Raw genomic sequence first — 13,053 nt, 5'->3', positions numbered from 1 at the left:
TGTGTCGTTAGTCATCCTGCCGGTTGGCGTGGCCCTGCGGCTCGCGCAGAATCGAGGGCTCGTTCATGTTCCGGGGTTTCCATGCCGCACCGTCGTCGCCTTGCCCTGACCGCCCTCGCCCTGGCCTGCCTGTTGCCCTCGCTGGCCAGCGCAGCGACGCCCTACCGCAGCCCGCAGCAGATCCTTGACGCCTCGGCCGCCAGCGATTGGCGCACCCCCGACCCGGCCAACCTGCTGTACATGGATCTGCCTGCCGGCCGGGTGATCATCGAACTGGCGCCCCAGTTCGCACCACGCCATGTCGCCAACATCCAGACGTTCGCCCACGAGCACTTCTGGGACGGCACCAGCATCTACCGTTCCCAGGACAACTTCGTCGTGCAGTTCGGCGATGCCGACGCCGATGACCCGGCCAGGGCCAAACCGTTCGGCAGCGCCGCGCGCAAGCTCCCGGCCGAGTTCGAGCGTGCCAGCGCCGGCCTGAAGGTGAGCGTGCTGCCGGACCGCGATGGCTGGGCGGCGCAGACCGGTTTCGTCGATGGCTTCCCGGTCGGACAGGATCCGCAGGCCGGCAAGGCCTGGCTGGCGCACTGCTACGGCATGCTGGGGGCCGGTCGCAACAACGACGAGGACAGCAGCATCGGTGCCGAACTGTACGTGGTGACCGGGCAGTCGCCACGTCAGCTGGACCGCAACATCACCCTGGTCGGTCGCGTCCTGAAGGGCATGGAACTGCTCAGCGCGATCCCGCGCGGCCCGGCGCCGATGGGCTTCTATGAAGACCCGAAGCTGCGCACGCCAATCATTTCGATCCGCCGTGCCAGCGACGTGGCGGCCGCCGAACGCACGCCGATCCAGGTGTTGCGTACTGATTCGAAGACTTTCGCCGATACGGTGGAGGCGCGGCGCAATCGCGTGGATGATTTCTACAAGCGTCCGGCGGGGCATATCGATCTGTGCAATGTTCCGGTGCCGGTGCGGTGATGGGTTCCTGCACGTGACGCGTGCTGAAGGTGCTTCACTGTTCATGGGCGTCACTTTTCTTTGTACGCAAAGAAAAGTAACCAAAAGAAACGTTCCGCCGACCGCGAGCCGATGCGCGTTGCGCATCGGTACCCTGCGCTCCTCGGCCCGTCGAGGGACGGCGCGGGAACTCGCTGCGCTCAGACACCCGCGCCTCTTCGCCCTCGCCGGACCTGCGGTGCTCGGCTCGCTCAAGGCGGACCCAGATCAAAGTCCACAGCTGCACCCAGCAGATCCACGTCAAGCGTGGATGCTGTTGCTGTTGCTGTTGCTGTTGCTGTTGCTGTTGCTGTCGCTGTTGCTGGTGATCTTGACCTTCAGTCCGCCTTGAGCGAGCCGAGCATCGCAGGGGAATCAGGGGCGGAGAGGTGCCGATGTCTGAGCGCAGCGAGTTCGGCACCGTCCCCTGATTCACCGAGAAGCGCAGGGGACCGACGTGCGAAGCACGGCGGCTCGCGGCTTGGCGGCGCGTTTCTTTTGGTTACTTTTCTTTTCGCGCGAAAAGAAAAGTAACGCCCATGAACAGTGAAGCACCTTCAGCACGCGCCACGCGCAAAACGCCAACGCCTCAGCCCTTCTGACTCACCGCCACGCTACCCAGAATCAACGCACCCGCAATCAGCATCTGCAGCGTCACCGGCTCACCCAGGAACAACCACGCGAACGCCGCACCGAACAGTGGAATCAGGTAGGTCACCGTGGATGCACGCGACGGGCCGATGCGGCCGATCAGACGGTAGAACATCAGGAACGCCAGCCCGGTGCAGGCCACGCCCAAGGCAATCGCCGCGCCCCACGCCTTGAGCGGAATCGCGGCCTGCGGCCAATGGCTCACCGCCATCGGCAGCATCCACAGCGAGGCGCAGGACAGCGTCGCCGCCGCCGCGGCAGCAGACGGCAGGCCCGCCATGTGCCGCTTCACCAGGTTCACCCCCAGTCCGTACAGCAGCGATGCCGCGGCGCCGGCCAGCACGGCCGTGCCGATGCCCAGGCCCGAGACCTTGGCCGTCGCCAGCACCACCACGCCGGCAAAGCCGACCAGCAACGCACCCGCGCGACGCACACCGATCTTCTCGCCGAAGAACAGGAAGGCGATGAGCGCGGCGAACAGGACCGTCATCGCATTGCAGATCGCACCGATCGCCGCCGGTGCGTGCTCGGCGGCGTAGGCGAACAGCACGAACGGCAACGCCGAGTTGACCAGGCCGATCGGCGCCAGCCACAGCCAGCGCCGCGGCGGGAACTGCGCCCGCGCGCGCCACAGGAACGGCAGCAGTACCAGTGCCCCCAGCAGCAGACGCACCTCGACCAGGGCGAACGGGCCGAACGATGGCACCGCCACCCGCATGAACAGGAACGAGCACCCCCAGATGGCGCCCAGCAGGGTCAACTCCAGCGGCGTGCGCCAGTCGCGCTCGGCCGCCTGTGGGACCGCATTCATGCCCTGCCTCCGTCCATCATCCACTCCTCGGTTGGTGCAACAGGATCAGACGCAGACGCCCGCCGCACAAGCGCGTAGTATCGCTGCCAGCCACAAGTATGGTTTGAGGCTGGACATGCAGCTACGCCCTTCCCTGCTCCCTGCCCTGGCCGTGTTCGCGGTCGCCGCGCGCCACCAGAACTTCGCCCAGGCTGCGCAGGAACTGCACCTGACCGCCAGCGCGGTCAGCCACCATGTCCGCCGCCTGGAAGAGGTGCTGGAAACCCGCCTGTTCCTGCGCCATGCCCGCGGCGTGCGGCTGACCGCCGAAGGCCGGCAGCTGGCCGACGCGGCCAGTGCGGCGTTCACCGATGTCGCCGCCGTCGCCCACAATCTGCATCCGGATGCGGACAGTGTGCCGCTGCGCATCACCACCCTGCGCTCCCTGTCGTACTGCTGGCTGCTGCCACGCCTGCCGCGCTTCACCCAGGCGCATCCGCACATCCGGGTGGAACTGCACACCGGCAGCGGCCTGGACCGCTACGACGACAACGGACCGGAGGTGGGCATCCGCTATGGCCTGGGCCAGTGGCCGGGGCTGCATGCGCAACACCTGATGGACGACAGCCTGTTCCCGGTCGCCTCGCCGGCGCTGCCGGGCGTGGAAGCCCTGCACGATCCGGCGCGCATCGCCGAACTGCCGCTGCTGACCGATCTCTCGCCGCAGGGCTGGCGCGACTGGTTCCGTCATGCGGGCGTACGCCCGCCCTCGCCGCTGCCGCCGATGCACACCTTCGCCGACAGCACCGATGCGATGCGGGCCGCGGTGTATGGCATGGGCGCGGTGCTGGCGCGCACCCACATCGCCCAACCCTACCTGCAGCGCTACGAGGTGGTGCGGCTGCCTGGGCCCGCCCTGAAGGCCCGCTATGCGTATTACGTGGTGCATGCCGAAGGCCAGCCGCCCAGCCCTGCCGCACGCCTGTTCATCGATTGGCTGCTGGCCCAGGCACAGGACGACCGCACACCGATCCCGGCACTGCCCGACAGTCTGCTCGGCCGCGCGCCCACGCCCGGCTGACCAGGCCCTCACCCGGTCTTTGCCCATCGCTGGCTACGCTGCGGATACCTCCACAACGACCTGCATCTGCCATGGCCCTGCTGCGAATGCGCATTACTGGAACCGAAGACGACGCCCGTGCGATCAGCGACCTGCTGCTGGGCCTGGAAGGCATCGAACATGTCGAGGAAACCGACGATCTGATGCCACACATGGACGACGATGACTCCAGTTCGGCAGGACTGTCCGATGACATCGGTCCGGGCATCCACGAACTGGAGGTGGAGGTGGGCAACGAAAGCACCGCGCAGAAGGTTCGTGACGCGGTGCAGGAGCTTGCGCTGGAGCTGGACGTGTTCGTCGAATACGAGACCGACGAAGGCTGAGCATCGCCGGGCGTGGCCCGGCGAACCCGCGCGTTACGGCGTCCGACGGCGGCGACGCAACCCCGCCCTCACACCCCATCCTGCGATCAATGCCAGTACCGCGACCGGCAGCAATGCAGCCGCCGCACGGATCAGGAAGGCGATACTGGTACTGAGGATGCTGCCCGACTCGCTCAGCGCATCGCCGATCTCGCTGCGGCCGCGCTCGCCGGAGGTGGTACCGAAGTGCAGCGTCAGCAGCTGCGTATCGATGCGGCGACGCTGCTGCGCGGCGTCCTTGCTGGCCTGCTCCACCCCCGCCTCGATCTCCGACAGGCGCGTGCTGATCGCCAGCAGATCCTCGATCTTCAGACCGCCACGGTCCTGGTAGGCGAGCAGGCGTGCGTGTTCCTTCTCCAACCGTGCCTTGGTCAACGCGGTATCGGCCACCTGCTGTGCAAGATCCTCGGCGCGGGTGGTGCGCGACTGCAGTGTGCCGCCCTCGCCCGCCAGGCCGATCAGGGGCTCCACGCCCTTCGGCGCGATGCGCACCCGGACCTCGCCGCTGGGTGAATCGCCACTGCGCTGGTCCACCTGCAGCACCGCACAGTCACCGAACTTCGCACTCTGGCAGGCCTGCGCGACCTGCTGGATGCGCGGCGCGATCGCTTCCGCGTCCAGCTGTACCTGCACGTCGTGTTCATAGGCCAGGAAGGCGCCTTCGGGCGACGCCACGGCTTCGGCTGTGGCACCACCGCCGCCGGCCGCGTGCTCCACCTTCGCGCAGGCCGCCAGGGCCAGCACGAGTGCCGGCACGGTCAATGCGCCCACCCATCCATGCCGGACCGTCACGCTGCGGCTCCGTCGTAGGAGGTCACCGACAGGCCGGCCAGGTCGACCTGCGGCAGGCAGCGCACGTTGACCGCCACCATGGCCGCACCGCTGCGCGGATCCACGGCCTCGCTGTACGGTGCAGTGCCGCACTCGCGGCAATGGTGGTGGTCGATGTGGTGCCTGTTGAACTGGTAGGTGGCCACATCGGCTGGATCGGTCTGCAGCTGGAATGCCTCGCGCGGCGCAAACCACAGCAGGCTGCCGCGGCGGCGGCACATCGAGCAGTTGCAGTCGATGACGTCGCTGATCGGGGCCTCGGCCTGCACCGTGAATGCGATCCTGCCGCAATGGCAGCTTCCCTGGTATTCCATGTCCTTTTCTCCGCTGGCGGGTCCGTGTAGGTGCCAATGGTAATCCTATGGCACGGGGACAAAGCAGCCCTGGCGGCCTATGCTCGGGGTTTGACCCCGTACAGGAATGCCGATGCGCCCGCATCTTCTTGCCCTCGCCCTGGTCGCCGCCCTCGCCGGCTGCCAGCAGGCCGACGCCCCGACCGCCGGTTCCACCTCCGCCGCCAGCCAGCAGGCCGGTGACGCGGCAGCCGATGCGGCCTTTGCCGATCTGTCCAAGCGCGCCCTGGACACCTGGATGCAGTTCTCCCCGGTCAGCGCCACCCAGATCGGCGACCACCGCTACGACAGCGAGATCGACGACCTGAGTGCGGCCGGCCAGCAGAAGACTGTCGCCGCCTACAAGGCATTGCTGGGCGAGCTGGACAGGATCGACGTGGCCAAGCTGGGCCGGGAGAACCAGGTCGATGCCGCCATCCTGCGCAACCAGCTGCAGTCGGAAATCTGGAACGCCGAAGTGCTGCAGTCCGGCAAGTGGGATCCGCAGCTGTACAACGGCATCGCCGGCAGCGCGATCTACGGCCTGATGGCACGCGAGTTCGCGCCGCTGCCGGAACGGCTGAAGTCGGCCACCGCGCGCATGGAAAAGCTGCCGGCGATCTTCGCCCAGGCCCGCGAGAACCTCGATCCGGCGCGTGTGCCGAAGATCCATGCCGAGACGGTGGCCAAGCAGAACAAGGGCATTCTCAGCATCGTCGATACCTTCATCACCCCGCATATCGGCGAACTGCCGCAGGCCGACCAGCAGCGCCTGCAGGCCGCCATCGATGGCCTGAAGAAGGCCGTGGACGAGCAGCAGACCTGGCTGGACAAGACCCTCGTGCCGAACGCGAAGGGTGATTTCCGCATCGGTGCGGAGAAGTACGACCAGAAGCTCAAGTTCGCCCTCAGTTCTTCGCTGTCGCGGCAGGAGATCGGTGAGCGCGCGCGTGCCGAGCTCAAGCGCGTGCGCGAAGACATGTACGGCATCGCGCAGACGGTGCTGAAGGACAAGCCGGGCGCGCCGGAGATGCCGGCGCAGCCGACCGACGAGCAGCAGCAGAAGGCCATCGAGGCCGCGCTGGAACTGGCCTACGCCGACAAGCCGGCACGTGACAAGGTGGTCGACGACGCCAAGGCCGCGCTGGACCAGTCCACCGCGTTCGTGCGCGAGCACGACCTGATGACGCTGCCGGATGCGCCGGTGGACATCATCCTGATGCCGGAATTCCAGCGTGGCGTGGCCGTGGCCTACTGCGATTCGCCGGGCCCGCTGGACAAGAACCTGAAGACCTTCTACGCGGTGTCGCCGATTCCCGACGACTGGAACGACAAGCAGGTCGATTCCTTCCTGCGTGAGTACAACTCGCGCATGATCCACCTGCTGAGCATCCATGAGGGCACGCCGGGCCATTACCTGGAAGGCTGGCATTCGGCCAAGTTCCCCTCGACCCTGCGCGCGGTACTGCGGTCGGGCCTGTTCGCCGAAGGCTGGGCGGTCTACACCGAGCGCATGATGCAGGAGCAGGGTTACCTCGACAACGATCCGCTGTTCCACCTGGTGCAGCTGAAGTTCTACCTGCGCACGATCTCCAACGCCATCCTCGACCAGGGCGTGCACGTGGACAACTGGGATCGCGAGAAGGCGATGCACCTGATGACCCACGACGCGTTCCAGCAGGAGAGCGAAGCGGCCGGCAAGTGGGTGCGCGCGCAGCTGACCTCGGCGCAGCTGCCGACCTACTTCGTGGGTGCGCAGGAGCACTTCGACACCCGCAAGGCGATGCAGGACAAGCTGGGCGACGCGTTCAACCTGAAGGCCTACCACGACCAGATGCTGTCCTACGGCGCACCGCCGGTGCGCTTCGCCCGCCAGCTGATGCTGGACCAGCCGATCGAGTAAGCGGCTGCGCTGGATGTGGATGATGAACGGCCCGGGCAACCGGGCCGTTCTTCTTTGCGCCGCATCCGCGCCCTGCACGGAACGGCCGCAGCCGAAACGGCTACTGGTCGGCCGCCACGAACCCGCCGGTCTGCCGTGCCCACAGCCGCGCATACAGACCACCGGCCGCGATCAGCTCGGCATGGCTGCCGGTTTCCACGATCCGGCCGTGGTCCATGACCACCAGCCGATCCATGCGCGCGATGGTCGACAGCCGATGCGCGATCGCGATCACCGTCTTGCCTCCCATCAATTCGTCCAGGCTGTCCTGGATCGCGGCTTCCACTTCCGAATCCAGCGCCGACGTCGCCTCGTCCAGCACCAGGATCGGCGCGTCCTTCAGCAGCACGCGGGCAATGGCGATTCGCTGGCGCTGGCCGCCGGACAGCTTCACCCCACGCTCGCCGACATGTGCGTCGTAGCCACGGCGCCCCTGCCCGTCCACCAGCGTGTCGATGAACGCTTCCGCACGCGCCTTGGCGACCGCAGCACGCAACTGATCATCGGTGGCATCCGGGCGCCCGTACAGCAGGTTGTCGCGGATCGAGCGGTGCAGCAGCGAGGTGTCCTGGGTCACTACGCCGATCTGTTGGCGCAGGCTCTCCTGTGTGACATGCGCGATGTCCTGGCCGTCGATCAGGATGCGGCCGCTTTCCAGGTCATACAGCCGCAGCAGCACATTGACCAGGGTCGACTTGCCGGCACCGGAGGGCCCGACCAGGCCGATCTTCTCGCCCGGCTTCACCACCAGGTCAAGGCCGGCGATCACGCCGCCCTTCTTGCCGTAGTGGAAATGGACATCCTGGAAGTGCACGCCGCCCTGGGTGACCTGCAGCGGCACGGCGTCCTCACGGTCCTGCACGGTGAGCGGCTGGGCGATGGTGGTGATGCCGTCCTGCACCGTACCGATGTCCTCGAAGATGCCGTTGATGGTCCACATGATCCAGCCCGACATGTTGTGGATGCGGATGACCAGGCCCGTCGCCAAGGTGATCGCGCCGACGGTGATGTGGCCACCGTTCCACAGCCACAGTGCCAGGCCACAGGTCCCGGCGATCAGGAAGCCGTTGACGATGGCGATGGCCAGGTCCATGCCGGTCGTCACCCGGGTCTGCGCGCGGTGCTTGACCGCCAGCTCCTGGATCGACTCGGCCACGTAGGCCTGCTCGCGGCCGCCATGGGCGAACAGCTTCAGCGTAGGAATGTTGGTGTAGCCATCGACGATGCGACCCATCGCCTTGGAGCGTGCTTCCGAGGCGATCCATGCCCGCTCCTTCGCGCGCGGCACGAAGTAGACCATGATCACTGCATAGGCAATCAGCCACAGCAGCAACGGCATCATCAATCGCCAGTCGGCCTGTGCGAACAGATACAGCGCGGTGCCGGTATAGACCACGATGTACCAGAGCGAGTCGACCATCTGCACAGCGGATTCGCGCAGCGACGTGCCGGTCTGCATCACCCGGTTGGCGACGCTGCCTGCGAAGTCGTTCTGGAAGAAGCTCAGGCTCTGACGTACCACGTAGTTGTGCATCAACCAGCGCGAACGATTGCTCAGGCCTGGCACGATGGCCTGGTTGACCAGCAGGTTGTGCAGGCCGACCAGCACCGGGCGCGCGATCACGGTGATGAACAGCATCCAGCCCAGCTCATTGGCGTGACGTTTGAAAAAGCCGGCACCGGGCTGCTCGGCGACCATGTCGACGATGCGGCCCAGGTAATCGAACATCGCCACTTCCACCAGCGCCAGCAGCAGGCCAGCGATCAGCGTGGCCAACAGCACCGGCCACACCGGCCGGAGGTAGTGCAGGTAGAACGGCAGCACCCTGCGCGGCGGCATGCGCCCGTCCACGGGCGGGAACACCGGAATCAGGGATTCAAACCAACGGAACATTGCATTCCCTCGCCTCTTGCAACCGACGGAGTATCCCATGCCGGATGTGTACGCCAACCGACGATGCCCGGTGCCGTTAGCGCCGGCCCGTGTTCGCCGGGCATGGCCCGGCGCTACCGATCATGCGGCGTCAGTTGACTACCCGTCGCGGTAGCGCCGGGCCATGCCCGGCGGCGTCAGTTGACCGGGGTGAACAGCAGGTCCTGGAAGTCGAAGCTGAAATCGGTCAGGTCGGAGATCGGCTGCATGCGCACCTCGCGCACCTTGCCATCCGGGTCGAGACTGATGTTCACGAAGGCATCGGCATTGAGCGAACGGTCGTCCCAGCGCACGATGAAGGTGTCGTGCTGCCAGTGCTCCAGCCGGCCGCTCAGCTGCGCGGTCTTCATGAAGCGCAGGCGCAGCCCCTTGCCTTCCGTGCTGATCTGCATGTCGCCATACCAGCGGTCGCGGAAGGTGCCGGTGTAACCGGCCAGCGGCAGCGAGGGAGTGCTGCCCCTGACACGCGCTGCCTGGTGCTTGGCCCAGGCCTCATCGGCCTTGTCCTGGCCCTTGGCCACGGCCTTGGCATAGGCGTCCACCCAGTCGTGCTTCTCCGCACCCAGATAGGCATCGAGCACGCTCAGCGTGATCGCGTTGAACGCAGCGCCCACTTCCTGGTTGGTCAGCACCACGACCCCCAGCTTCTCGCCCGGCACCAGCGTCAGCCGCGAGACCATGCCCGGCCAGCCACCGGTGTGCCAGACCAGCTTCTGCCCGCGGTAATCGCTCAGGCTCCAGCCTTCGCCGTAACCGGCGAAGTTCGGCCGCGCCGCTGCCAGCTCCGGCACGCTCGGCGCCGGAATCGACTGCGGCGTGATCATGCGCCACATCTGCTGCTGGCTCTTCGCGGTGAACAGCGGGCTGCCATCGGCCAGCGCGCCCTCGGCCAGCTGCACCTGCATCCAGCGCGCCATGTCGTGCGCGCTGGAATAGATGCCGCCGGCCCCGGCATTGTTCGACCAGGTCAGCGGTGCGACGGTGCGCAGATCCTTGAAATCGTACTTGGCGTGTCCGACGGCCGCCTTGTCGCCGGGCCGCAGGTGGTCGGCGTTGTAGCGCGTGCCCGCCATGCCCACCTTGTCGAAAATGCGGGTCTGCAGGAACTGCTGGTAGCTCATGCCGGAAACGTGCTCGATCACCTGCTGGGCGACGGCGTACAGGATGTTGTCGTAGGCATAGCTCTCGCGGAATCCCCCTTTCAACGGCACCTTGCCCAGCCGCTCCACCACTTCGGCATTGCTGTAGGCGGTGGCCGGCCAGAACAGCAGGTCGCCCGCGCCCAGGCTGAGGCCGCTGCGATGCGAGAGCAGGTCACGGATCGTCATCTGCCCGGTCACGAACGGATCGGACATGCGGAACGACGGCAGGTGGTCAATCACCTTGTCGTCCATCTTCAGCTTGCCGTCCTCGGCCAGCAGGTTCAGCGAGGTGGCGGTGAACGCTTTGGTATTGGAGGCGATCGCGAACAGGGTATCGGCCTGCACAGGATCCGGCCTGCCCTGCTCACGCACGCCCCAGCCGCGTTCCAGCACCACCTTGCCGTCCTTGACCACGGCAACGGCGATGCCCGGCACGTCGAACTGCGCACGCACGCGCTCGACGGTCGCATCCAGATCCTGCAGCTGCGGGGGCGTTGCAGCATTCGCCATGGTCGTGCAGGCCAGCAGCACGGCTCCTCCAATCCAGGTATTCATCCAGAACCATCTCCGAGCAGGGGTCGCGGCCATGTGCAGGCCATCACCGGGGTTTCGCGGGATGGTAACGGTCGCCGGCGCATCGTGCCCTGTGCCATAGGAGGGGTGCCATGGACGAGAACGGCCGATCAAGCAGTGGATCCACCATCATTCCGTGCCTGCGCTACCGCGACGCGCTGGCGGCGATCGACTGGCTGCAGCGCGCGTTCGGCTTCCAGGAGCAGGCGGTGTACGCCGATGGCGACGTGGTGTTCCACGCGCAGCTGGTGTTCGGGCACGGCATGATCATGCTGGGTTCGACCAGCAACGACAGCGCGTGGTCGAAGCTGGCGGTGATGCCTGACGAAACAGGGGGCCGCCAGACCCAGAGCGCCTGCGTGATCGTCAGCGACGCCGACGCGCACTATGCGCGGGCCAAGGCGGCCGGCGCGCGCATCGTGATCGACATTGCCGACCAGGCGTATGGCGGCCGTGGCTACGCCTGTGCCGATCCGGAAGGCTACGTGTGGTGGTTCGGCAGCTACGATCCCTGGCGCGCGGACCACCGCCAGTGACCGCGCCGGCACCCGCCCCCATCCGCTGCGGCATCGGCGGCTGGGTGTTCCCGGAATGGCGCGGCGGCATGTTCTATCCGCCCGGCCTGCCGCAGCGGGAGGAACTGGCGCACGCCAGCCGTGCCCTGCGCTGCATCGAGATCAACGGCACCTTCTATCGCACCCCGACCCCGGCCCAGTGCGCGCAGTGGGCGTCGCAGACTCCGGCCGGCTTCCGCTTCTCCCTGAAGGCACCCCGCTATCTGGTGCAGCGTCGCGACCTGTCCGGCACCGTGGAGGCCGCCGCGCCGTTCCTGCAGGCAGCGATCGCCCTGGGCGACCGCCTCGGGCCGCTGCTGTGGCAGTTCGATCCCCGCCACCCTGCCGATGCCCGGGCACTGGACGCGCTGATGGCCCAGCTGCCGAAGCAGCTCGATGGCCTGGCGCTGCAGCACGCTGTTGAAATCCGCAATCCGCAGGTGCACGGCGCGCCCCTGGTCACTGCCGCGCGCAGGCATGGGGTGGCGTTGGTCATCGAAGACAGCGACGAAGCCCCGCTGCACGGCGACGTCACCGCCAGCTTCGTCTACGCGCGCATCAAGCGCAGCCAGGCCCGTCTGCTGCAGGGGCTGCCTGCCGCCACGCAGCAGCGCTGGGCCGAACGCGCCCGGCGCTGGGCCGTCGGCGAGCCGGTCGACGACCTGCCATGCCTTGCCGAATCCGCCCCATCGACGCCACGAGAGGTGTACCTGCTCTGCATCGGTGCCGGCAAGGCACGCAATCCGGCCGCGGCGATGGCCCTGCAGCGGCGGCTGGACGACCTGCTCGGGTCTCAGGGGCGGTAAACGCGGCCAGGATCGAGCTGCCGACGCCCAGCGGTCACCGCCTTGCCGCACAATAGGCGGATGAGCACGCCCGACACCCGCAAAGCACTTTGGCAGATCCACTTCTGTGTCCTGTTGTGGGGCGTCACGGCCATCCTGGGCAAGCTGATCACCTTGCCGGCGCTGCCGCTGGTGTGGTGGCGCATGCTGCTGGTGACGGCGATGCTGGCACTGCTGCCACGGGTGTGGCGCGGCCTGCGCACGCTGCCGTTGCGGGTGGTGGCCGGATACGCCGGCATCGGTGCGCTGGTCGCCCTGCACTGGCTGACGTTCTATGGTGCGGTGAAACTGGCCAATGCCTCGGTGGCGGCGACCTGCATCGCGCTGGCACCGGTGTTCACCTCGATCATCGAGCCGTGGGTGGCCAAGCGTCCGTTCCAGCTGCGCGAACTGGCCTTCGGATTGGCAGTTCTGCCGGGCGTGGCGCTGGTGGTGGGGGGCGTGCCGGATGGCATGCGGCTGGGGGTTCTGGTTGGCGCGCTGTCTGCACTGCTGGTGGCGGTGTTCGGCTCGCTCAACAAGCGCATGGTCAGCCACGCCGATCCGTTGACGGTGACTGCGCTTGAACTGGGGGCCGGCACCCTGACCCTGACCCTGCTTGCGCCGCTGATGCCCTACCTGCTGCCGGCCCTGGCCAGCCCGCTGTGGGTGGTGCCGGACCTGCACGACGGCATCCTGCTGCTGGTACTGGCGGGTATCTGCACCCTGCTGCCGTTCGCCCTCGCCCTGGTCGCGCTGCGCCACCTCAGCGCCTACACCGTGCAGCTGGTGACCAACCTGGAACCGGTGTATGCGGTGCTGCTGGCGGTACTGCTGCTGCGCGAGCAGCACGAAGTCACTCCCTGGTTCTACCTGGGCGTGGCGATCATCGTCGGTGCGGTCTTCCTGCATCCGCTGCTGAACCGCCGCAAGCCGTTGCAGCATCCGGAAATCCTCGGCACCGCGGAGGCCCGCAACATCGCCGATTGAGCGG

Annotated in this window: 13 protein-coding genes; 8 read left to right on the top strand and 5 right to left on the bottom strand. The window is 67.1% G+C overall.

Going from position 1 to position 13,053, the window contains the following annotated elements; translation table 11 throughout:
• Positions 1 to 81 precede the first annotated feature (81 nt).
• Both ACZK08_RS05855 and ACZK08_RS05850 read left to right on the top strand, forming a co-directional pair.
• Complete coding sequence (locus ACZK08_RS05855) at positions 82 to 984, top strand: peptidylprolyl isomerase (protein ID WP_065181169.1); 903 nt, start codon at positions 82 to 84, stop codon at positions 982 to 984.
• A 13-nt stretch (positions 985 to 997) separates the two neighbouring features.
• Positions 998 to 1,354 (top strand): hypothetical protein, encoded by a 357-nt coding sequence (locus tag ACZK08_RS05850; RefSeq protein WP_478452566.1) that lies wholly within the window; start codon positions 998 to 1,000, stop codon positions 1,352 to 1,354.
• A 237-nt stretch (positions 1,355 to 1,591) separates the two neighbouring features.
• Here the strand turns inward: ACZK08_RS05850 and ACZK08_RS05845 are convergent, their stop codons facing one another.
• On the bottom strand, positions 1,592 to 2,464 hold the full coding sequence (locus ACZK08_RS05845; RefSeq protein ID WP_065174688.1) for a DMT family transporter: 873 nt from the start codon (positions 2,462 to 2,464) through the stop codon (positions 1,592 to 1,594).
• A 115-nt stretch (positions 2,465 to 2,579) separates the two neighbouring features.
• Here ACZK08_RS05845 and ACZK08_RS05840 point away from each other — a divergent pair, with 115 nt between their 5' ends.
• Both ACZK08_RS05840 and ACZK08_RS05835 read left to right on the top strand, forming a co-directional pair.
• The gene (locus tag ACZK08_RS05840) at positions 2,580 to 3,524 is read left to right on the top strand and encodes a LysR substrate-binding domain-containing protein (RefSeq protein WP_053518793.1); all 945 of its coding nucleotides are present in this window, start codon (positions 2,580 to 2,582) and stop codon (positions 3,522 to 3,524) included.
• Between the two features lie 71 nt (positions 3,525 to 3,595).
• Positions 3,596 to 3,889: a hypothetical protein gene (locus tag ACZK08_RS05835; protein WP_053518791.1), complete on the top strand. Its 294-nt coding sequence runs from the start codon at positions 3,596 to 3,598 to the stop codon at positions 3,887 to 3,889.
• A 33-nt stretch (positions 3,890 to 3,922) separates the two neighbouring features.
• Here ACZK08_RS05835 and ACZK08_RS05830 read toward each other — a convergent pair whose 3' ends face one another.
• Positions 3,923 to 4,720 (bottom strand): DUF4349 domain-containing protein, encoded by a 798-nt coding sequence (locus tag ACZK08_RS05830; RefSeq protein ID WP_231107709.1) that lies wholly within the window; start codon positions 4,718 to 4,720, stop codon positions 3,923 to 3,925.
• The gene (locus ACZK08_RS05825) at positions 4,717 to 5,073 is read right to left on the bottom strand and encodes a GFA family protein (RefSeq protein WP_053518787.1); all 357 of its coding nucleotides are present in this window, start codon (positions 5,071 to 5,073) and stop codon (positions 4,717 to 4,719) included. Before ACZK08_RS05825 ends, ACZK08_RS05830 begins: the two co-directional genes overlap by 4 nt.
• 112 nt (positions 5,074 to 5,185) lie before the next feature.
• Here ACZK08_RS05825 and ACZK08_RS05820 point away from each other — a divergent pair, with 112 nt between their 5' ends.
• Positions 5,186 to 6,994, top strand: coding sequence for a DUF885 domain-containing protein (locus ACZK08_RS05820; protein ID WP_065181167.1), 1,809 nt, complete (start codon positions 5,186 to 5,188; stop codon positions 6,992 to 6,994).
• A 100-nt stretch (positions 6,995 to 7,094) separates the two neighbouring features.
• Here ACZK08_RS05820 and smrA read toward each other — a convergent pair whose 3' ends face one another.
• Both smrA and ACZK08_RS05810 read right to left on the bottom strand, forming a co-directional pair.
• The gene (gene smrA, locus ACZK08_RS05815) at positions 7,095 to 8,927 is read right to left on the bottom strand and encodes a multidrug efflux ABC transporter SmrA (protein ID WP_065181166.1); all 1,833 of its coding nucleotides are present in this window, start codon (positions 8,925 to 8,927) and stop codon (positions 7,095 to 7,097) included.
• Positions 8,928 to 9,103: 176 nt separating this feature from the next.
• The gene (locus ACZK08_RS05810) at positions 9,104 to 10,663 is read right to left on the bottom strand and encodes a serine hydrolase (protein WP_065181165.1); all 1,560 of its coding nucleotides are present in this window, start codon (positions 10,661 to 10,663) and stop codon (positions 9,104 to 9,106) included.
• A gap of 110 nt (positions 10,664 to 10,773) precedes the next feature.
• Between ACZK08_RS05810 and ACZK08_RS05805 the strand changes: the two genes are divergently transcribed.
• The 3 genes from ACZK08_RS05805 (at position 10,774) to ACZK08_RS05795 (ending at position 13,049) form a co-directional block, all read left to right on the top strand.
• On the top strand, positions 10,774 to 11,217 hold the full coding sequence (locus tag ACZK08_RS05805) for a VOC family protein (RefSeq protein WP_065181164.1): 444 nt from the start codon (positions 10,774 to 10,776) through the stop codon (positions 11,215 to 11,217).
• A gap of 68 nt (positions 11,218 to 11,285) precedes the next feature.
• Positions 11,286 to 12,041, top strand: coding sequence for a DUF72 domain-containing protein (locus ACZK08_RS05800; protein ID WP_231107708.1), 756 nt, complete (start codon positions 11,286 to 11,288; stop codon positions 12,039 to 12,041).
• A 60-nt stretch (positions 12,042 to 12,101) separates the two neighbouring features.
• The gene (locus tag ACZK08_RS05795) at positions 12,102 to 13,049 is read left to right on the top strand and encodes a DMT family transporter (RefSeq protein WP_065174680.1); all 948 of its coding nucleotides are present in this window, start codon (positions 12,102 to 12,104) and stop codon (positions 13,047 to 13,049) included.
• Positions 13,050 to 13,053 lie beyond the last annotated feature (4 nt).

Source organism: Stenotrophomonas sp. 112478_Sma (assembly GCF_056479905.1).
This window is presented reverse-complemented; position numbering and strand designations above follow the sequence as displayed.

Excerpts from the sequence above, each read along its gene's own strand:
- ACZK08_RS05800 (WP_231107708.1), top strand. The coding sequence starts at position 11,286 with ATGTTCTATCCGCCCGGCCTGCCGCAGCGGGAGGAACTGGCGCACGCC.
- ACZK08_RS05840 (WP_053518793.1), top strand. The coding sequence starts at position 2,580 with ATGCAGCTACGCCCTTCCCTGCTCCCTGCCCTGGCCGTGTTCGCGGTC.
- ACZK08_RS05810 (WP_065181165.1), bottom strand. The coding sequence starts at position 10,663 with ATGAATACCTGGATTGGAGGAGCCGTGCTGCTGGCCTGCACGACCATG.
- ACZK08_RS05825 (WP_053518787.1), bottom strand. The coding sequence starts at position 5,073 with ATGGAATACCAGGGAAGCTGCCATTGCGGCAGGATCGCATTCACGGTG.
- ACZK08_RS05820 (WP_065181167.1), top strand. The coding sequence starts at position 5,186 with ATGCGCCCGCATCTTCTTGCCCTCGCCCTGGTCGCCGCCCTCGCCGGC.
- ACZK08_RS05805 (WP_065181164.1), top strand. The coding sequence starts at position 10,774 with ATGGACGAGAACGGCCGATCAAGCAGTGGATCCACCATCATTCCGTGC.
- ACZK08_RS05795 (WP_065174680.1), top strand. The coding sequence starts at position 12,102 with ATGAGCACGCCCGACACCCGCAAAGCACTTTGGCAGATCCACTTCTGT.
- smrA (WP_065181166.1), bottom strand. The coding sequence starts at position 8,927 with ATGTTCCGTTGGTTTGAATCCCTGATTCCGGTGTTCCCGCCCGTGGAC.
- ACZK08_RS05845 (WP_065174688.1), bottom strand. The coding sequence starts at position 2,464 with ATGAATGCGGTCCCACAGGCGGCCGAGCGCGACTGGCGCACGCCGCTG.
- ACZK08_RS05835 (WP_053518791.1), top strand. The coding sequence starts at position 3,596 with ATGGCCCTGCTGCGAATGCGCATTACTGGAACCGAAGACGACGCCCGT.
- ACZK08_RS05855 (WP_065181169.1), top strand. The coding sequence starts at position 82 with ATGCCGCACCGTCGTCGCCTTGCCCTGACCGCCCTCGCCCTGGCCTGC.